The following is a 19,209-nucleotide window of genomic DNA, read 5'->3' on the forward strand; positions in this document are numbered from 1 at the left end:
GTCCAGCGCTGGACCGAACTCGAGGCAAAGTCACGACCTCGTCGGTCGTGCGCCCTGACATCCCTGGCAGGGGGCCTTCCGGCCTACCCTCAAGTAAGGGGAACCTTCCTACACAATCCCCCCTAAGTGTGGCTAGGGTGTCGGTGTTGTGACAGGGTTCACAAGGGCTTGTCATGAAGCCCTTGCCGAACCCCGCACAGCAGGTCAGCAACGACCAGGCAGCGGGTTCCCAACGGGGGTGAACGTGCGAAGAGCGATACGCGACGACGCGGATGTCATCGTGGTGGGCGCCGGTCCGGCCGGCTCGTCCACCGCGCACTGGTGCGCGGCCGCGGGGCTCGACGTGCTGCTGCTGGAAAAGGGCGAGTTTCCCCGCGACAAGATCTGCGGCGACGGCCTCACGCCGCGCGCCGTGGCGGAGCTGGTCCGCATGGGCGTACCGACCCGCCAGGAGGACGGCTGGATCCGCAACCGCGGCCTGCGCGTCCACGGCGGCGGCCGCTCGTACGAGCTGGACTGGCCCGCCCTGACCACCTACCCGGGCTACGGCATGGCCCGGACCCGGATGGGCCTGGACCACACCCTGGCGCAGCACGCCCAGGCGAGCGGCGCCAAGCTCCTGCAGCGCACCAAGGTCACCGGCCCGTTGCGGGACGACGACGGCCGCGTCGTCGGCGTCACCGCCCAGCCGCTGGACGCCCGCGGCCGCGCCGAGGGTCCGGTCAAGGAGCTGCGTGCCCCCGTCGTGGTGGCCGCCGACGGCGTCAGCTCGCGGTTCGCGCTGTCCGTGGGCCGCGAGCGCCGCGACGACCGCCCCATGGGCACCGCGGTGCGCGCCTACTACCGCACGCCGCGCCACGACGACCCGTTCATGGAGTCGCACCTCGAGCTGTGGGACGGCGAGCCGGGCAGGAGCAACCTGCTGCCGGGCTACGGCTGGATCTTCCCGCTCGGTGACGGCACCGTGAACGTGGGCCTCGGCAGCGTGTCGTCGACCCCGGCGCGGCAGTCGGCGGCCGGCATCGACTACCGGCGGCTGATGGAGACGTGGCTGGAGAAGAGCGCGCCGGCGGGCTGGGACCTGGTCCACGAGCCCGAGCGTGGCCCGATCCGTGGCGCGGCCCTGCCCATGGGCTACAACCGCGGCCCGCTGTATGCGGACGGCGTGCTGCTGGCCGGCGACTCCGCCGGCATGGTGAGCCCGTTCAACGGCGAGGGCATCGCGTACGGCCTGCAGGCCGGCCGGGTCGCCGCCGAGGCGATCAGCCAGGCCCGGCACCGCACCACCGACGAGGCCCGCGAGGCCACGCTCGCCACCTACGCGGACCGCATGCGGGCCGACCTGGGCGGCTACTACACCCTGGGCCGCTGGTTCGTGCGGCTCATCGAGCACCCCGAGATCATGCGCGTCTGCGTCCGCTACGGGCTGCCGCGCAAGGTCGTCATGCAGTTCACGCTCAAGCTGCTGTCCGACTGCTACGAGCCGCACGGCGGCGACTGGGTCGACCGCGTCATCGCGGGCCTGACCAGGGTGGTCCCGAGCGCATGAGCATCACGTCCATGAAGGGCACGTCGTCCACGAAGGGCACAGCATGAATCCCTACGTACCCATCCTGATCCTCATGGCGATCGGGGCGGTCCTGGCGCTCGGCGGAGTCGCCGCGAGCGCGATCATCGGCCCCAAGCGGTACAACCGCGCCAAGCTCGACTCGTACGAGTGCGGCATCGAGCCGACGCCGCACGCGGTGGGCGGCGGGCGCCTGCCGATCAGGTACTACCTGGTGGCGATGACATTCATCGTCTTCGACATCGAGGTCGTCTTTCTCTACCCGTGGGCCGTGGACTTCACGACGCTCGCGACGTTCGGGCTGGTGGCGATGCTGGCGTTCCTGGCGCTGATCACCGTCCCGTTCGTCTACGAGTGGCGCCGCGGCGGCTTCGACTGGGTCTGACAGCGACTTCACGCACGGCGCCCGACGGCGCCGGGCAGCGACGCCGGGCTGGGGCCCGGCAGCTAGGAGGGGACATGGGTGTCGAGGAAGCGCCGTCAGGGTTCCTGCTGACGACGATCGAGGATCTCGCGGGGTACCTGCGCAAGGCCTCGGTGTGGCCGGTGACGTTCGGCCTGGCCTGTTGCGCCATCGAGATGATGGCTGCGGGCGCGTCGCGGTTCGACCTGTCGCGGTTCGGCATGGAGGTGTTCCGCGCCTCGCCGCGCCAGGCGGACCTGATGATCGTCGCGGGCCGGGTGAGCCAGAAGATGGCCCCGGTGGTGCGCCAGGTGTACGACCAGATGAGCGAGCCCAAGTGGGTGCTCTCCATGGGCGTGTGCGCGTCGTCGGGCGGGATGTTCAACAACTACGCGATCGTGCAGGGCGTGGACCACGTGGTCCCGGTCGACATCTACCTGCCGGGCTGCCCGCCGCGCCCGGAGATGCTGATCAACGCGATCCTCGGGCTGCACGACCACATCCAGAACGCGCCGCTCGGCGTGAACCGGATCGAGGCCGCGCGCGCCGCCGAGGCTGCCGCGATGGAGGCCACGCCGACCTTCGAGATGAAGGGCCTGCTGCGATGAGCGACGTCACGCCGGGCGGCGACCAGGGCTCCGCCCTGACGCCCCCGGAGGGGGCGGCCACCTTCGAGGTGGTCGAGGTCAAGAAGGGCATGTTCGGCGCCCAGGGCTCGGGCGACACGTCGGGCTACGGCGGGCTGGTCACGCCGATCACGATGCCCGCGGCGTCGCCCCGCCCGTACGGGAGCTGGTTCGACCAGGTGGTCGACGTCCTCGCCGAGGTGCTGACCGACGGCGCCCGCGTCGGCGGGCCCACCTACGACCAGGCGGTCGAGAAGGTGGTCGTGGACCTGCACGGCGCGGACACCCCGGACGCGCGCCAGGTGGAGCTCACCCTGCACGTCGCCCGCGAGCACCTCGTGGCCGTCTGCCAGGCCCTGCGCGACGACCAGGACCTGCGGTTCGAGCTGTCCCTCGGCGTCAGCGGCGTCCACTACCCGCACGACGCGGGCAAGGAGTTGCACGCCGTCTACCACCTGACGTCGGTCACGCACTCGCGCCGGCTGCGGCTCGAGGTCGCGGCGCCCGACGCGGACCCGCACGTCCCGTCCACCACGTCCGTGTACCCGGCCAACGACTGGCACGAGCGCGAGACCTTCGACTTCTTCGGGATCGTCTTCGACGGCCACCCCGCCCTGACCCGCATCGAGATGCCGGACGACTGGGTGGGCCACCCGCAGCGCAAGGACTACCCGCTCGGCGGCATCCCTGTCGAGTACAAGGGCGCCACGGTGCCCCCGCCGGACACGAGGAGGAGCTACTGATGAGCGCTCCCACCACTGCACCCCACGCCACCCGGGCCGCCGGGAACGAGGACATGTCGTCCACCGTGCGGGCCTTCGAGGCCTACGGCGACGGCGACTGGGACGACATCGCGCGCGAGGCGATCGGCGAGGAGCGGATCGTCGTCAACATGGGTCCCCAGCACCCGTCCACGCACGGCGTGCTGCGCCTGATGCTGGAGATCGACGGCGAGACCGTCACCGAGGCCCGCGCCGGCATCGGCTACCTGCACACGGGCATCGAGAAGAACATGGAGTTCCGCACCTGGACGCAGGGCACCACGTTCTGCACCCGCATGGACTACGTGGCGCCCCTGTTCCAGGAGGCCGCCTACTGCCTCGCCGTGGAGAAGCTGCTGGGCATCACCGACGACGTGCCCGAGCGCGCCAACGTGATCCGCGTCCTGATGATGGAGCTCAACCGCATCGCCTCCCACCTGGTCTGCGTCGGCACCGGCGGCAACGAGATGGGCGCCACCACCGTCATGACCATCGGGTTCACCGCCCGCGAGGAGATCCTGCGGCTCTTCGAGGCCGTCACCGGCCTGCGCATGAACCACGCCTACATCCGCCCCGGCGGCGTGGCCGTGGACACGCCGGAGGGCTTCACCACCCAGGCCCGCGCCGCGCTGAAGAGCGTGCGCCACTACCTCAAGCAGCTCGGCGACCTCATGCTCGCCAACCCCATCTTCAAGGCCCGCCTGACCAACGTCGGCGTGCTGAACCTCTCCGGCTGCATGGCGCTCGCCATCACCGGGCCCGTGCTGCGCTCCACCGGCCTGCCGTACGACGTCCGCAAGGACAACCCGTACTGCGGCTACGAGACCTACGACTTCGACGTGCCCACCGCCAAGGGCGCCGACTGCTACGACCGCGTGGTGCTCCGCATCGAGGAGTGCTACCAGTCCCTCAAGATCGTCGAGCAGGCCCTGGAGCGGCTCGACCGCACCGAGGGCGAGCCCGTCATGGTCGCCGACAAGAAGATCGCGTGGCCCGCCCAGCTCGCCGTCGGCGGCGACGGGCAGGGCAACTCGCTGGAGCACATCAAGAAGATCATGGGCACCTCCATGGAGGCCCTGATCCACCACTTCAAGCTGGTCACCGAGGGCTTCCGCGTCCCCGTCGGCCAGGCCTGGCAGACCGTGGAGCACCCGCGCGGCGAGCTCGGCGTGCACGTCGTCTCCGACGGCGGCACCCGCCCCTACCGCGCGCACTTCCGCGACCCCTCGTTCAACAACCTCCAGGCCACGTCGGTGATGTGCGAGGGCGGCCAGGTGGCCGACGTCGTCGTCGCCGTCGCGTCCCTGGACCCCGTGCTGGGAGGTGTGGACCGATGACCGCAGATCCGCAGGCGGCCACGAAGACCGGCTACGACGCCGACACCGTGGCGTCCCTGACCGCCGACGCCACGGCGATCATGGCGCGCTACCCGGACCCCCGGTCCGGGCTGCTGCCCATGCTGCACCTCGTGCAGTCGGTCGACGGGTACGTCAGCCGCGACGGCATCCTGTTCTGCGCCGAGATGCTCGGCATCACGGCCGCCGAGGTCTCCGCCGTCGCCACCTTCTACACCCAGTACAAGCGCCACCCCAACGGCACCTACACCGTGGGCGTGTGCACCAACACCCTGTGCGCGGTCATGGGCGGCGACGCGATCTTCGACGAGCTCAGCGACCACCTCGGCGTGGGCCACGACGAGACCACCGACGACGGCGCCATCACCCTCGAACGCATCGAGTGCAACGCCGCCTGCGACTACGCGCCCGTCGTGATGGTCAACTGGGAGTTCTTCGACAACCAGACCCCCGAGACGGCGACGGCGCTCGCGGACCAGCTCCGCCTGGGCGAGGACGTCGTGCCGACCCGCGGCGCCGCGTCCGTCTGCTCGTTCAAGCAGATGAGCCGGGTCCTGGCCGGGTTCCCCGACGGTCGTGCCGACGAGGGCACGGGCGCGGGCGAGCCCACGCTGGCCGGGCTCAAGATCGCCCGCGAGCGCGGCTGGACGGCGCCGGAGGCCCCGTCGCGGGTCGAGCCTGTCGAGACCGGGGGCGCCCCCGACGGCGGTGCCGTCGGCCAGGCCAGCCCGCCCGTCGGCACGCCCGGCTCGTCGGCCGAGCGCAAGCCGGCGACGTCGTCCGACACCGAGACCGGCAAGGACAAGAAGCCCGGGGAGGACGCGAAGTGAACCTCACACCGGTACTCACCGACACGTGGGACAAGGACCGCTCCTGGCGGCTGGCCACGTACGAGCGCAACGGCGGCTACGCCGGCCTGAAGAAGGCCCTGACGATGGAGCCGGCCGCCCTGGTCCAGGCCGTCAAGGACTCGGGCCTGCGCGGCCGCGGCGGCGCGGGCTTCCCCACGGGCATGAAGTGGGGCTTCCTGCCCCCGCCCGACGGCGGCCCGCGGTACCTGGTCGTCAACGCCGACGAGTCCGAGCCGGGCACCTGCAAGGACATCCCGCTGATGCTCGCCAGCCCGCAGCACCTGATCGAGGGCGTGGCGATCACGAGCTTCGCGATCGGCTGCGACCACGCGTTCATCTACGTGCGCGGCGAGGTGCTGCACGTCTACCGGCGGCTGCTGAACGCCGTCGAGGAGGCGTACAAGGCGGGCTACCTGGGCAAGAACATCCAGGGCTCGGGCTTCGACCTCGACGTCACGGTGCACGCCGGCGCCGGCGCCTACATCTGCGGCGAGGAGACGGCGCTGCTCGACTCGCTGGAGGGCCTGCGTGGCCAGCCCCGGCTCAAGCCGCCGTTCCCCGCGGTTGCCGGCCTGTACGCCCGGCCCACGGTGGTGAACAACGTGGAGTCCATCGCCTCGGTCCCCGCGATCGTCGCCGAGGGCGCCGAGTGGTTCTCCTCGATGGGCACCGAGAAGTCCAAGGGCCACGGCCTGTTCTCCCTGTCGGGGCACGTCACGCGGCCCGGCCAGTACGAGGCGCCGCTCGGCATCACGCTGCGCGAGCTGCTCGACCTCTCCGGTGGCATCCGCGCGGGGCACGAGCTGAAGTTCTGGACCCCGGGCGGTTCGTCGACGCCGATCTTCACGCAGGACCATCTCGACACCCCGCTCGACTACGAGTCGGTGGGCGCGGCGGGCTCGATGCTCGGCACGCGCGCGCTGCAGATCTTCGACGAGACGGTGTGCGTGGTCCGGGCCGTGTCCCGGTGGACCGACTTCTACGCGCACGAGTCCTGCGGCAAGTGCACGCCGTGCCGTGAGGGCACCTACTGGCTCAAGCAGGTGCTGCGCCGCATCGAGTCCGGCGAGGGCCAGGACGGCGACCTCGAGCTGCTGGTCGACCTGTGCGACAACATCCTGGGCAAGGCGTTCTGCGCCCTGGGCGACGGCGCGGTCTCTCCGGTCACGTCGAGCATCGAGCACTTCCGGGACGAGTACCAGGCGCACATCGACGGGCACGGCTGCCCGTTCGACCCGAGTGCGTCGGCGCTGTTCCCGTACACCCCGAAAACTACGTCACCGGGCGCTGCACTGGTCGGAGCAGCGGGCGCCGGCGCGGGAGGTCACCGATGACCGTCACCACGAACAACCCCCAGGCCGAGGCCGCCCCGGTCGAGCTGGTCACCTTCACGATCGACGGCACCGAGGTGAGCGTGCCCAAGGGCACGCTGATCATCCGCGCCGCCGAGCAGGCCGGCATCCAGATCCCGCGGTTCTGCGACCACCCGCTCCTGGCGCCCGCCGGCGCGTGCCGGCAGTGCCTCGTCGAGGTCGCGATGCCGGACCGCGAGGGCAACGTGCGGCCCATGCCGAAGCCGCAGGCCTCGTGCACCATGACGGTCGCGCCCGGCATGGTGGTCAAGACGCAGCACACCTCCGCCGTGGCCGACAAGGCGCAGCAGGGGGTCATGGAGCTGCTGCTCATGAACCACCCGCTGGACTGCCCGGTCTGCGACAAGGGCGGCGAGTGCCCCCTGCAGAACCAGGCGATGAGCAACGGTCGGCCCGAGACGCGGTTCACCGACGTCAAGCGCACCTTCCCCAAGCCGATCGCGCTGTCCACGCAGATCCTGCTGGACCGCGAGCGCTGCGTGCTGTGCCAGCGCTGCACCCGGTTCAGCGAGGAGATCGCGGGCGACGCGTTCATCGCGCTGCAGGACCGCGGCGCGCACCAGCAGATCGGCCGGTTCGACGAGGACGTGCTCGGGTTCGCCGGCGCGGAGTCGTCCACCGGGCCCGTGGACCGCCCGGTCGGGGAGGCCACCACGGACACGTCCGGGCGGCCGTTCTCGTCCTACTACTCGGGCAACACCGTGCAGATCTGCCCGGTGGGCGCCCTGACGGGCGCGGGCTACCGGTTCCGGTCGCGCCCGTTCGACCTGGTCAGCAGCGAGAGCATCGCCGAGCACGACTCGTGCGGCTCGGCGATCCGCATCGACCACCGCCGCGGCCAGGTGCTGCGCCGGCTCTCCGGCGAGGACCCGGTGGTCAACGAGGAGTGGATCACCGACAAGGACCGCTTCGCCTTCACGTGGCAGACGGCGCCGGACCGCATCACCACCCCGCTGGTGCGCGAGAACGGCGAGCTGCGCCCCGCGTCCTGGGTCGAGGCCCTGGAGATCGCGGCGGCCGGCCTGGCCGCGGCCCGCGACGACGGCGGCGTGGGCGTGCTGCCCGGCGGCCGCCTGACCGTCGAGGACGCGTTCGCCTGGTCGCGGTTCGCGCGGACGGTGCTCGGCACCAACGACGTGGACCAGCGGGTGCGCGTGCACTCCGCCGAGGAGGCCGCGTTCCTGGGCCGTGTCGTGGCCGGCTCCGGCGTGGGCGTCACGTTCGGCGACCTGGAGCAGGCGCCCGCGGTGCTGCTCGTCGGCCTGGAGGCCGAGGAGGAGGCCGGCATCACGTTCCTGCGGCTGCGCAAGGGCGCGCGGGGCAAGGCCGGCACCAAGGTCTTCTCGATCGCCCCCTACGCCACCCGCGGCCTGACCCGCCTGGACGGCACGCTGCTCCCGGCGGCCCCCGGCACGGAGGCCGAGTGGCTGACCAGCCTGACCACCACCCTCGGCGGCGGCCTGCTCCCGGCCGACGCGCCGACGTCCGACATCGACACGAGCGCCCTGTCCCGGCCGGGCGCCGTGATCCTCGTGGGCGAGCGCCTCGCGGGCTCGCCGGGCGCCTACACCGCGGCCCTCGGGCTCGCCGAGGCCACGGGCGCGCGGCTCGCGTGGGTCCCGCGGCGTGCGGGCGAGCGCGGCGGCGTCGAGGCCGGCCTTCTGCCGGGCCTGCTGCCCGGCGGCCGCCCGGTCGCCGACGCCACGGCGCGGGCCGAGGTGGCCCGGGCCTGGGGCGCCGAGCTGCCGGCCACGCCCGGCCGCGACACCGTGGGGATCCTCGGGGCACTCGCCTCGGGCGCCCTGAGCGGAGCGGTCGTGGGCGGCGTCGAGCTCGCGGACCTGCCCGACCCGGCGGCCGCGCGCGCGGCGCTGGACGCGGCACGTGCCCGGGGCGGGTTCGTCGTGAGCGTCGAGGTGCGCGCCTCGGAGGTGACCGAGCGGGCCGACGTCGTGCTCCCGGTCGCCCCGCCCGTGGAGCGGGCCGGCTCGTACTGGAACTGGGAGGGCCGCGTGCGGTCCTTCGCGGCCGCGCTCGAGTCGAGCGCGCTGCCCGACCACCGCGTGCTGCACGTCCTGGCCCAGCAGCTCGGGGTGGACCTGCAGGCGGCGTCGCCCGCCGAGGCACACCTCGCGATCGCCCTGACCCAGGGCGCGTGGGAGGGCGAGGCGGTGACCATCGAGAGCGACGTGCTCGCCGCACCGCCCACCGTGGGCGCGGGTCAGGCGGTGCTCGCCACCTGGCGGCTCCTGCTCGACGCGGCCTCCGGCCAGGAGGGCGAGCAGTTCCTCGCCGGCACGGCCAAGCAGGCCGTCGCCCGGATGTCGGCCGCCACCGCGGCCGGCTTCGGGGTCGCCGACGGCGCCCCGGTCACCGTCAGCACGGCGCGCGGCTCCGTCCGGGTGCCCGCCGCGGTCACCGACGGGATGGTCGACGGCGTGGTCTGGCTGCCGCTCGCGTCCGCCGGCTCCCGCGTGCACGACACGCTCGGGGCGACCGCCGGAGACCTCGTCACCGTCACCGCGGAAGGAGACGCCCGATGAACCCGGTGCTGCTGGCCGAGGCCGCGCCCGGCGTGGCCGCGGACTTCTCGCAGGAGACCATCTGGGCCTCGATCGTGAAGGCCGTGCTGATCGTGGTCTTCCTGCTGACCAGCGTGCTGTTCGCGATCTGGTTCGAGCGCAAGGTCGTGGCGCGTATGCAGGTGCGCCCCGGCCCCAACTGGCACGGGCCGGCCGGCCTGCTCCAGTCGCTCGCGGACGCCATGAAGCTCCTGCTCAAGGAGGACATGACGGTTACGCGGGCCGACCGGTTCGTGTACCTGCTGGCGCCGATGATCTCGGTGTTCTGCTCGCTGCTCGTGTTCGCCGTGATCCCGTTCGGGCCGAGCCTGCCCTTCCCGTGGACCGACTGGACCACGCCGGCGCAGCTCACCGACTTCCCGGTGGCGGTGCTCTACGTGCTGGCCGCCGCGTCGCTCGGCGTCTACGGCATCGTGCTGGGCGGCTGGGCGTCGGGCTCCACGTACCCGCTGCTCGGCTCGGTCCGGTCCACGGCGCAGGTGATCAGCTACGAGCTCGCGATGGGCCTGTCGCTGGTGAGCGTGTTCATCATGGCGGGGTCGATGTCGACCTCCCAGATCGTGTCCAGCCAGACGCAGATCTGGTGGTTCATCCCGCTCGCGCCGGCCTTCGTGATCTACGTGATCTCGATGGTCGGCGAGACCAACCGCCTGCCGTTCGACCTCCCCGAGGCCGAGGGCGAGCTGGTCTCCGGCTACATGACCGAGTACTCGTCGATGAAGTTCGCCTGGTTCTTCCTGGCGGAGTACATCAACATGCTCAACGTCTCGGCCGTCTGCGTGACCCTCTTCCTGGGCGGCTGGCGGGCTCCGGTGCCCGACGGGTTCCTGGGCGGCGCGCTCAACGAGGGCTGGCTGCCCATCATCTGGTTCCTCGTGAAGCTCTGGGCCGTCATGTTCTTCTTCGTGTGGGTGCGCGGCACGCTGCTGCGCCTGCGCTACGACCAGTTCATGGTCTTCGGCTGGAAGGTGCTCATCCCGGTCGCGCTGGCCTGGGTCGTCGTGCTCGCCGTCGTGCAGTGGCTGCAGCGTGTCCAGGGCATGTCCTTCCAGCAGTTCGTCCCGGTGATCATCGGGGTCGCCGTCGTCTTCATCGCGGTCATGTGGTTCTGGCCGGACAAGAAGGCGGCGCCACCGGGCGCCGGCGAGGACAAGGAGCCCGTCGACGCGTTCGCCGGCGGGTTCCCGGTGCCGCCGCTGCCCGGCGAGAAGCTGCCCCCGTCCAAGCGGTTCGGAAAGGAGGTCCACGGTGAGTGAGCGAGAGTCGGGCGAGTACCAGCCCCTGCGGCCCCAGCCGGGACCCATCGCGGAGCTGTTCGCTCCCGTCGCGGGCTTCGGCGTGACGCTGTCGTCGATGTTCAGGCCCACGGTCACGGAGCAGTACCCCCGCAAGAAGGTGCCCACCCAGCGCCGGTTCCACGGCCGCCACCAGCTCAACCGGTACGCCGACGGGCTGGAGAAGTGCATCGGCTGCGAGCTGTGCGCCTGGGCGTGCCCGGCGGACGCGATCTACGTGGAGGGCGCGTCCAACGCGGACCTGCCCGAGAACGCGGGCCTCCAGGTCAACGCGGACGACTCGCAGGGCGCGCACATGAGCCCCGGCGAGCGGTACGGCGGCGTCTACCAGATCAACTACCTGCGCTGCATCTTCTGCGGGCTGTGCATCGAGGCCTGCCCCACGCGCGCGCTGACCATGACCAACGACTTCGAGCTGGCCGGCAAGACGCGCGCCGGCATGATCTACGAGAAGCAGGACCTGCTGGCCCCGCTCTCCGAGGGCATGCTCGCCGCGCCCCACCCCATGGTCGAGGGCAGCACGGACACCAACTACTACAGCGGTGACGTGCTGGGCCCGACGACGGCCCAGGTCGACTGGGTCCGGGAGCACCGGCCGGACGACGAGACGCTCGACGCCGCCGACGCCGTCGCCTCGGGCCGCGCGCCCGCGCCGACGCCCCGGCAGCACGAGCTGCGGCCCGACGAGGGTCCGGGGGCCGCCGAACGGTCCGCGGGCGCCGCCGCCGTGGGCTCCGTGCGCGTGCTGGCGAGCGACGCGGCCGGCTCCGGCCGCCCGGGGGTGACGGCATGACCCCCGCCGGGCTGGAGATCTCCGGCGGCGAGACCGTCCTGTTCTGGGTGATCGCGCCGCTCATGGTGCTCGCCGCGCTGGGCCTGCTGTTCGTCAAGCGGGCCGTGCACGCAGCGATGTGCCTCGTGTTCGTCATGGTCAGCATGGCCATCCTGTACATCGCGCAGGAGGCGCCGTTCCTCGGCGTCGTGCAGGTGGTCGTGTACACGGGCGCGGTGATGATGCTGTTCCTGTTCGTGCTGATGCTCGTGGGCGTCGACGCGTCGGACTCGCTCACCGAGACCATCCGGGGGCAGCGCTGGATCGGCCTGCTCATCGGCCTCGGCCTCGCGATCGTGCTGGGCGGCGTCGTGGGGCGCGCGGCGTTCCCGCCCGCGGCCGGGCTGAACGGGGGAGACCCGGGCGGCGTCGCGAACCCGCAGGGCCTGGCCCGCGTGCTGTTCGCCGACTACGTGGTGGCCATGGAGGCCGTGGGCGTGCTGCTCGTGACGGCGGCCGTGGGCGCGCTCGTGCTCACCCACCGCCGCCGGCTCACGCCCAAGCAGGACCAGCGCGCCGTCGCCGACGCGCGGATCCGCGCCCTGCCCGACGGCGTGGTGCTCACCCCGCTGCCGTCGCCGGGCGTCTACGCCACGTCCAACGCGATGGACACGCCCGCGCTCGGGCCGGACGGCGAGCAGGTGCCGCAGTCGGTGTCGCGGGTGCTGCGCATCCGCGGCCAGGAGAAGGCAGCGCCGCACGCCCCGGGCACCGAGCTCGTCGAGACCCAGGTCTCCGCCGGCGGGCACGGCCCGTCCGGCACGCCGGAGGGAGAGGCCTGATGGACATCACCAACTACGTGGTCCTGGCCGCCGTGCTCTTCGCGATCGGCGCCACGACCGTGCTGCTGCGCCGCAACGCGATCGTCGTGTTCATGGGCGTCGAGCTCATGCTCAACGCCACGAACCTCGCCTTCGTCACCTTCGCCAGGATGCACGGCGACCTGACCGGCCAGGTGCTCGCCTTCTTCGTCATGGTCGTCGCCGCCGCCGAGGTCGTCGTCGGCCTCGCCATCATCGTGACGATCTTCCGTACCCGCCGCTCGGCCTCGGTCGACGACGTCAACCTGCTCAAGGGCTGAGGGGGAGACAGTGAACGAAGTGATCGGGCTCGCCCCCTGGCTGATCGGCTTCCCGCTGATCGGCGCAGCGATCCTGCTGCTGGGTGGCAGGGCCACCGACCGCTGGGGCCACTGGCTCGGGGTGGCGGCCTCGGCCGCCTCCGGGGTCGTCGCCTTCATCCTGATGTTCCGCATGATCGGCACGCCGGCCGAGGGCCGCTCCGTGGACCACCACCTGTGGACCTGGCTGTCCGCGGGCGGCCTGGACGTGGACCTCGGCATCCGGCTGGACCCCCTGTCCATGACCTTCGTGATGCTCGTGACCTTCGTGGGCACGCTCATCCACGTCTACTCCGTGGCCTACATGGACCACGACCCCGACCGGCGCCGGTTCTTCGCGTACCTGAACCTGTTCGTCGCGGCGATGCTGACGCTGGTCCTGGCCAACTCCTACCTCCTGCTCTTCGTGGGCTGGGAGGGTGTGGGCCTCGCGTCCTACCTGCTCATCGGGTTCTGGGACACGGGACGCCCCTCCGCGCGGGAGAACGCCGTGGCGGCCAAGAAGGCGTTCGTCATGAACCGCATCGGCGACATGGGGCTCATCGCCGCCATGGCGCTGCTGTTCGCCCACGCGGGCGCCCTCGACTTCGGCACGGCCCTGTCCGAGGACTCCGTCGGCACGATGTCGCAGGCCACCGCCACGGCGATCGGCCTCTGCCTGCTCCTGGCAGCCTGCGGCAAGTCGGCGCAGTTCCCGCTCCAGGCCTGGCTCGGCGACGCGATGGCCGGCCCGACGCCGGTCTCCGCCCTCATCCACGCGGCCACGATGGTCACCGCCGGCGTCTACCTCATGGTGCGCTCCGGCGTGATCCTGGAGGCGGCCCCGACGGCGCAGCTCGTCGTGGTGCTGGTCGGCGCGGTGACCCTGCTGTTCGGAGCGATCGTCGGCTGTGCCAAGGACGACATCAAGAAGGCGCTGGCCGCCTCCACGATGTCCCAGATCGGCTACATGATGCTCGCCGCGGGCCTCGGCCCGGCCGGGTACGCGTTCGCGATCTTCCACCTGCTCACGCACGGCTTCTTCAAGGCGGGCCTGTTCCTCGGCGCCGGCTCGGTGATGCACGCGATGGGCGACCAGACCGACATGCGGCGCTTCGGCGGGCTGTCGCGGTTCCTGCCCATCACCTGGATCACGATGGGCCTGGGCTGGCTCGCGATCCTCGGGATCCCGCCGTTCTCCGGCTTCTGGAGCAAGGACGGCATCATCGAGGCCGCGTTCATCCCGGTCGAGGGCCAGCCGTGGCGGGCCTGGGTGTTCGGCACGGTCGCCGTGCTGGGCGCGGCGATCACCGCGTTCTACATGACGCGCCTGTTCTTCATGACGTTCGGCGGACGCCGTCCGCGCTGGACCGAGAACCAGCACCCGCACGAGGGCTCGCCCCTGATGTGGTGGCCGCTGGTCTTCCTCGGCGTCGGCTCCGCCGCGCTGGGCCTGGTGCTCGGCATCGGCGGCACGTTCACCACGTGGCTCGAGCCGGTGGTCGGCCACGCCGAGCACCACGAGCCCGTGCTGCCGGTGCCGGTGATCATCACCGCCACGCTCGTCGTCGTCGTGCTCGGCGCGCTGCTCGCGTTCCGGATGTACGCCGTCAACCTGGTCCCCGAGGAGGCGCCGCGCGGCAGCGTCCTCACCCGGGCCGCCCGCAAGGACCTCTACCAGGACGCCGTCAACGAGACCCTCGTGATGAAGACCGGCTACGGGCTGGCCCGCGTGGTGCAGGTCGGCGACCGGGACGTCGTCGACCGCGGGTGGAGCGTGCTGCCGCAGGCGGTCGCGTGGTTCGGCGGGGTGTTCCGCAAGGCGCAGACCGGGTACGTCCGCTCGTACGCGGCCGGCATGGCGGGCGGCGTGCTCGTCATCGCCGTCGTCGTGTGGCTCGTGGTCGGACTCGGTGGTGCCCAGTGATCGGAGGAGAGATGTTTCCCTGGCTGACCGCCCTCATCGCGTGGCCGCTGGTCGGCGCGGCGGTGGTGGGACTGGGCGCGCTCGGTCGCTCCCGGACCGGCTCCGCGAACGCGCGCACGGGCTTCGCCCGGCCGGCGGCGCTCGCGTTCTCGCTGGTCGAGGTGGTCCTGCTGGTCGGGGCGTTCCTCGCCTTCGACACGAGCGCCGCCGCCGAGCACCAGCTCGCCGAGACCCACGCCTGGATCCCGCAGATCGGCACGTCCTACGCGGTGGCCGTCGACGGCGTCGGCCTGCTGCTCGTGGCGCTGGCCGTGGTGCTGGTGCCGCTGGTGCTGCTGGCCGCCTGGAACGAGCAGGGGCGCGACGAGGTGCGCCTGCGCCGGTTCGTGGGCCTCGTGCTGCTGCTCCAGGCGTTCATGGTGGCCGTGTTCGCCGCCCGCGACGTCTTCCTGTTCTACGTGCTGTTCGAGGCCATGCTGATCCCCGCCTACTTCCTCATCGGCGGGTTCGGGCAGGGCGCCGGCCGGCGTCAGGCGGCCGTGAAGTTCCTGATGTTCAGCCTGGGCGGCGGGCTCATCATGCTCGCCGCGGTGATCGCCCTGTACTTCCTGGCGGTCGGCGCGGGCGTGGACCCGAGCAAGGCGTTCCTCGTGGACGAGCTGGTGGGCGTGAACCTCGGCACCATCGCCGAGCGCCTCATGTTCGTCGGGTTCTTCGTCGCCTTCGCGATCAAGGCCCCGATGGTCCCGGTGCACAGCTGGCTGCCCGACGTCGCGGGCAACGCCACCCCCGGCACGTCCACCCTGCTGATCTGCGTGCTGGACAAGGTGGGCACCTTCGGGATGCTGACCCTGTGCCTGCCGCTGTTCCCGGAGGCGTCCCGCTGGGCCGCGCCGTTCGTGATCGCGCTCGCCGTCATCTCGGTGCTGTACGGCGCGATCATGGCCATCATGCAGACCGACCTGCTGCGCCTGGTCGGCTGGACGTCGGTGAGCCACTTCGGCTTCATCATCCTGGGCATCTTCACCTTCACGCCGCTGGGCACCGCCGGGTCGAGCTTCATGATGCTCAACCACGGGCTGGCCACCGGCGCGCTGTTCCTGGTGGCCGGGTTCCTCGTGGCCCGCCACCCGGAGCGGTCGCAGCGGATCACGGACTACCGCGGCCTGCGGTCGGTCACGCCGGTGCTCGCCGGGACCTTCCTCGTGGCGGGCCTGGCGACGCTGTCGCTGCCCGGCCTGGCCACGTTCGTCAGCGAGATCATGGTGCTGATCGGCGCGTTCGGCGGGTCGCCCGCCGGCTCGGCCGCCTGGACCGTCGCGGCGATCCCGGGTGTCGTGCTCGCCGCGATCTACGTGCTGCTGACCTACCAGAAGATCTTCACCGGGGCGCCGGCCGAGGGGCTGGAGGCGCTGCCCGACCTCAAGGCGCGCGAGCGCATCGTCGCGGCCCCGCTGGTGGTCGGACTCCTGGTGCTCGGCCTCGTGCCGGGCCTCGCCCTGACCTACGTGGACGCGCCGGCGCAGCAGTCGGCGACGACCATCGCGGTCGACGAACCGGCGGACGCCGCCGCGCAGATGGGGAGCGACAAGTGAACGAGTTCGTGGCACCCGAGATCGACTGGCTCGCCCTCGCACCGCTGATCGTGGTGCTGGGCGCGGGCGTGGTCGGCGTGCTCCTCGAGGCGTTCGTCCCGGCCAGGGCCCGCCGCGTGACCCAGATCGTGCTCACCCTGGCCGCGCTCGCCGGCGGCCTCGCGTTCGTGGTGTACCTCTGGCCGCAGATCGTGGCGCAGCCCGTCCAGGTGGTCGGCGGCAGCGTGACGCTGACGCCGTTCGCGCTCGGCGCGCAGGGCATCATCGCCCTGCTCGCCTTCCTGGGCGTGCTCGTGGTGGCCGACCGCACCGCCACCGGTCAGGACGCGTTCGCGCCGACGGCGTCGGCGGTGCCCGGCACCTCGTACGAGGACCTGGCCCGCAGGTCGGGCCTGGAGCAGACCGAGATCTACCCGCTGCTGCTGTTCGCGGCGGGCGGCATGATGCTCTTCGCCTCCACCGACGACCTGATCGTCATGTTCATCGCGCTGGAGGTGCTGTCGCTCCCGCTGTACGTGCTGTGCGCCACGGCGCGCCGGCGCCGGCTCCTGTCGCAGGAGGCCGCGGCCAAGTACTTCCTGCTGGGCGCCTTCGCCTCGGCGCTGTTCATCTTCGGCGTCGCCCTGATCTACGGGTTCGCGGGCACGGTGCGGCTCCTGGAGATCGCGCAGCAGGTGCAGCAGGGCGCCCTGCCCCTGGAGGGCATGAGCGCGCTGCTCGTGGCCGGCGTGCTGCTGGTGACGGTCGGCCTGCTGTTCAAGGTGGGCGCGGTGCCGTTCCACGCGTGGACGCCGGACGTCTACACCGGCGCGCCCACGCCCATCACCGGGTTCATGGCCGCGTGCACCAAGGCGGCGGCCGTGGCGGCCCTGGTCGAGGTGCTGTACCGGATCTCGATCGGCGTCCAGGCGGTCGACCCGGAGATCATGCGGCAGCTCCAGGTGGTCATCGTCGTGGTGGCCGTCCTGACCATGGCGGTCGGCACCGTGATCGGGTCCGTGCAGACCGACGTGAAGCGCCTCCTGGCGTACTCGTCGATCGCGCACGCCGGCTTCCTGCTGGTGGGCATCGCGGGCTTCGGCCCGCAGGTCCAGTCCTCGACGCTCTTCTACCTGCTCGCCTACGGCATCGCGACGATCGGCGCGTTCGCCGTGGTCACGCTGGTCCGGGAGCGCCGGGTCACGCCCGGGGCGCCGGAGGACAACGGCCCCGTGGCCGACGACGGCGTGGTGCTCGGCGAGGCGACGGAGATCGCGCAGTGGGCCGGCCTGGGGCGCAAGGCCCCGTGGCTCACCGCGGCGTTCGCCCTGTTCCTGCTGTCCATGGCGGGCATCCCGCTCACCGCCGGGTTCATCGCCAAGTTCGGCGCGTTCGCCGGGGCGACGTCGGGCGGCCTGTGGTGGCTCGCGGTGCTCGGTGTGCTCGCGTCGGTGGTGGCCGTGGCGTTCTACCTGCGGCTGCTGGTCGTCATGGTGTTCCAGCCGGGAACCGTCGAGCCGGCCTCGCAGGTCGAGCCTGTCGAGACCGGGGTCTCGACGAGCTCGACCGGCGGGGGCGAAGGCTCGACCGGCGAAGGCGAAGGCCCGACCGGCGAGGCCGCGGCCGGCGGCGTCGCCACCGCGACCAAGGTGCAGGTCACGGCCGCGCAGCGCGTCGTCGTGACCGTGGTCCGGTCGCGTGGTCCGGCCGCCGTGGCGATCGCCGTCTGCGCGATCGCGACGGTGATTCTCGGAGTTTTCCCGTCTCTGGTTCTTAATCTGGTGGCAGAGGCAAGTAAGTTCGTGCCGTGACCTCCGTACCGCTGCCGCCCCAGACGACGACGGGTACGTCGGCGTCCGCACCCCCGGCCGCTCCGACTGACCTGCCCGACCCGACCGCGCTCGGCCTGCCGATCACGGACCCGGAGCTGGCTTCCCGTCTCGCGGACCGGCTGACGGTGGTCGACGAGGCGCTGTCGGAGGCCGTCACCAGCGCTGACAAGCTGGCCGACGGCGCCTCCCGGCACCTCGTCGACGCGGGCGGCAAGCGGTTCCGGCCCCTGCTCACCCTGCTGACGGGTGAGCTGGGCGACGGTGCGGCCCCCGGCGTCGTCGACGCCGCCGTGGTGGTCGAGCTGACGCAGGTCGCCTCGCTGTACCACGACGACGTCATGGACTCGGCGCCGATGCGCCGGGGTGCCCCGGCGGTCCACATGGTGTGGGGCAACTCGGTGGCGATCCTGGTGGGCGACATGCTGTTCGCCCGGGCCTCGGCCCGGGTGGCCGAGCTCGGGCCCGAGGCTGTGATCCTGCAGTCCCGGACGTTCGAGCGGATGTGCCTGGGGCAGCTGCACGAGACCATGGGCCCGGACGACGGCGAGGACGCCGTGGCCCACTACCTGCAGGTGCTGAGCGACAAGACGGCGTCGCTGCTGTCGGCGTCGGCCCGGCTGGGCGCCATGCTCTCCGGTGCGCCGAAGGACCAGATCGAGGCCGTGGGCGCGTTCGGCGAGAAGGTCGGCGTCGCCTTCCAGCTCGCCGACGACGTGCTCGACGTCGCCTCCGAGGGCGAGACCTCGGGCAAGACGCCGGGCACCGACCTGCGCGAGCACGTGCCGACCATGCCGGTGCTGCTGCTGCGCCGGCACGTCGCGTCGGGGTCCGCCACCGACGAGGACAAGGACCTGCTCGCGGCGCTCGACGGCGACCTGTCGTCGGACGAGGCGCTGACGGCCGCCGTCGAGCGGCTGCGGGCGCACTCCGTGCTCACGGACACCCGGGAGCTGGCGGTGCGCTGGGCGCGCGAGGCGGCCGCGGAGCTCGCGCCGCTGCCGGACGGGCCGGTCAAGGAGTCCCTGGCGCAGTTCGCGCAGGCCCTGGCGGACCGCGCGGTCTGAGCTGGGACAGGTTCCGCCGACGGTGACGAAGTTGTGATCAAGCCTCTGACCTGGTACTTCGCCCCAGA

General features: G+C 72.0%; 16 protein-coding genes. All 16 read left to right on the forward strand.

Annotated elements, in window-relative coordinates; genetic code table 11:
• Positions 1-244: 244 nt before the first annotated feature.
• Positions 245-1,549 (forward strand): geranylgeranyl reductase family protein, encoded by a 1,305-nt coding sequence (locus tag ACFU5G_RS07830; RefSeq protein WP_377242457.1) that lies wholly within the window; start codon positions 245-247, stop codon positions 1,547-1,549.
• A gap of 43 nt (positions 1,550-1,592) precedes the next feature.
• A complete protein-coding gene (locus ACFU5G_RS07835) occupies positions 1,593-1,952 on the forward strand; it encodes an NADH-quinone oxidoreductase subunit A (protein WP_377242459.1) in 360 nt (119 codons plus the stop codon).
• 74 nt (positions 1,953-2,026) lie between these two features.
• On the forward strand, positions 2,027-2,578 hold the full coding sequence (locus ACFU5G_RS07840) for an NADH-quinone oxidoreductase subunit B family protein (RefSeq protein ID WP_036971201.1): 552 nt from the start codon (positions 2,027-2,029) through the stop codon (positions 2,576-2,578).
• Complete coding sequence (locus tag ACFU5G_RS07845) at positions 2,575-3,339, forward strand: NADH-quinone oxidoreductase subunit C (RefSeq protein WP_377242461.1); 765 nt, start codon at positions 2,575-2,577, stop codon at positions 3,337-3,339. Before ACFU5G_RS07840 ends, ACFU5G_RS07845 begins: the two co-directional genes overlap by 4 nt.
• Positions 3,339-4,694 (forward strand): NADH-quinone oxidoreductase subunit D, encoded by a 1,356-nt coding sequence (locus ACFU5G_RS07850; protein WP_377242464.1) that lies wholly within the window; start codon positions 3,339-3,341, stop codon positions 4,692-4,694. The genes ACFU5G_RS07845 and ACFU5G_RS07850 overlap by 1 nt, the downstream gene beginning before the upstream one ends.
• A complete protein-coding gene (gene nuoE / locus ACFU5G_RS07855) occupies positions 4,691-5,542 on the forward strand; it encodes an NADH-quinone oxidoreductase subunit NuoE (RefSeq protein ID WP_377242466.1) in 852 nt (283 codons plus the stop codon). Before ACFU5G_RS07850 ends, nuoE begins: the two co-directional genes overlap by 4 nt.
• Positions 5,539-6,897, forward strand: coding sequence for an NADH-quinone oxidoreductase subunit NuoF (gene nuoF / locus ACFU5G_RS07860; protein WP_377242468.1), 1,359 nt, complete (start codon positions 5,539-5,541; stop codon positions 6,895-6,897). Before nuoE ends, nuoF begins: the two co-directional genes overlap by 4 nt.
• On the forward strand, positions 6,894-9,479 hold the full coding sequence (locus tag ACFU5G_RS07865) for an NADH-quinone oxidoreductase subunit G (RefSeq protein WP_377242470.1): 2,586 nt from the start codon (positions 6,894-6,896) through the stop codon (positions 9,477-9,479). The genes nuoF and ACFU5G_RS07865 overlap by 4 nt, the downstream gene beginning before the upstream one ends.
• Positions 9,476-10,774 (forward strand): NADH-quinone oxidoreductase subunit NuoH, encoded by a 1,299-nt coding sequence (nuoH, locus tag ACFU5G_RS07870; protein ID WP_377242472.1) that lies wholly within the window; start codon positions 9,476-9,478, stop codon positions 10,772-10,774. The genes ACFU5G_RS07865 and nuoH overlap by 4 nt, the downstream gene beginning before the upstream one ends.
• Entirely contained in the window at positions 10,767-11,606 is an 840-nt protein-coding gene (nuoI, locus tag ACFU5G_RS07875; RefSeq protein WP_377242474.1) for an NADH-quinone oxidoreductase subunit NuoI, read from the forward strand. Before nuoH ends, nuoI begins: the two co-directional genes overlap by 8 nt.
• Positions 11,603-12,427, forward strand: coding sequence for an NADH-quinone oxidoreductase subunit J (locus ACFU5G_RS07880; RefSeq protein ID WP_377242476.1), 825 nt, complete (start codon positions 11,603-11,605; stop codon positions 12,425-12,427). The genes nuoI and ACFU5G_RS07880 overlap by 4 nt, the downstream gene beginning before the upstream one ends.
• Positions 12,427-12,726, forward strand: a complete 300-nt coding sequence (gene nuoK / locus ACFU5G_RS07885; protein ID WP_020016046.1) for an NADH-quinone oxidoreductase subunit NuoK — start codon at positions 12,427-12,429, stop codon at positions 12,724-12,726. The genes ACFU5G_RS07880 and nuoK overlap by 1 nt, the downstream gene beginning before the upstream one ends.
• Positions 12,727-12,745: 19 nt before the next feature.
• Positions 12,746-14,671 (forward strand): NADH-quinone oxidoreductase subunit L, encoded by a 1,926-nt coding sequence (gene nuoL, locus ACFU5G_RS07890; protein ID WP_377242518.1) that lies wholly within the window; start codon positions 12,746-12,748, stop codon positions 14,669-14,671.
• An 11-nt stretch (positions 14,672-14,682) separates the two neighbouring features.
• A complete protein-coding gene (locus ACFU5G_RS07895) occupies positions 14,683-16,266 on the forward strand; it encodes an NADH-quinone oxidoreductase subunit M (protein ID WP_377242478.1) in 1,584 nt (527 codons plus the stop codon).
• Positions 16,263-18,056, forward strand: a complete 1,794-nt coding sequence (gene nuoN, locus ACFU5G_RS07900) for an NADH-quinone oxidoreductase subunit NuoN (protein ID WP_377242480.1) — start codon at positions 16,263-16,265, stop codon at positions 18,054-18,056. The genes ACFU5G_RS07895 and nuoN overlap by 4 nt, the downstream gene beginning before the upstream one ends.
• Positions 18,053-19,141, forward strand: a complete 1,089-nt coding sequence (locus ACFU5G_RS07905) for a polyprenyl synthetase family protein (RefSeq protein ID WP_377242482.1) — start codon at positions 18,053-18,055, stop codon at positions 19,139-19,141. Before nuoN ends, ACFU5G_RS07905 begins: the two co-directional genes overlap by 4 nt.
• Positions 19,142-19,209 lie beyond the last annotated feature (68 nt).

It is taken from the genome of Promicromonospora sp. NPDC057488, assembly GCF_042802395.1.
Lineage (GTDB): Bacteria > Actinomycetota > Actinomycetes > Actinomycetales > Cellulomonadaceae > Promicromonospora.

Bases quoted from the DNA above. Each gene is read 5' to 3' on its own strand.
- ACFU5G_RS07850 (WP_377242464.1), top strand. From the start codon at position 3,339: ATGAGCGCTCCCACCACTGCACCCCACGCCACCCGGGCCGCCGGGAAC.
- nuoE (WP_377242466.1), top strand. From the start codon at position 4,691: ATGACCGCAGATCCGCAGGCGGCCACGAAGACCGGCTACGACGCCGAC.
- nuoK (WP_020016046.1), top strand. From the start codon at position 12,427: ATGGACATCACCAACTACGTGGTCCTGGCCGCCGTGCTCTTCGCGATC.
- nuoH (WP_377242472.1), top strand. From the start codon at position 9,476: ATGAACCCGGTGCTGCTGGCCGAGGCCGCGCCCGGCGTGGCCGCGGAC.
- ACFU5G_RS07840 (WP_036971201.1), top strand. From the start codon at position 2,027: ATGGGTGTCGAGGAAGCGCCGTCAGGGTTCCTGCTGACGACGATCGAG.
- ACFU5G_RS07835 (WP_377242459.1), top strand. From the start codon at position 1,593: ATGAATCCCTACGTACCCATCCTGATCCTCATGGCGATCGGGGCGGTC.
- ACFU5G_RS07865 (WP_377242470.1), top strand. From the start codon at position 6,894: ATGACCGTCACCACGAACAACCCCCAGGCCGAGGCCGCCCCGGTCGAG.
- ACFU5G_RS07895 (WP_377242478.1), top strand. From the start codon at position 14,683: ATGTTTCCCTGGCTGACCGCCCTCATCGCGTGGCCGCTGGTCGGCGCG.
- ACFU5G_RS07880 (WP_377242476.1), top strand. From the start codon at position 11,603: ATGACCCCCGCCGGGCTGGAGATCTCCGGCGGCGAGACCGTCCTGTTC.
- ACFU5G_RS07845 (WP_377242461.1), top strand. From the start codon at position 2,575: ATGAGCGACGTCACGCCGGGCGGCGACCAGGGCTCCGCCCTGACGCCC.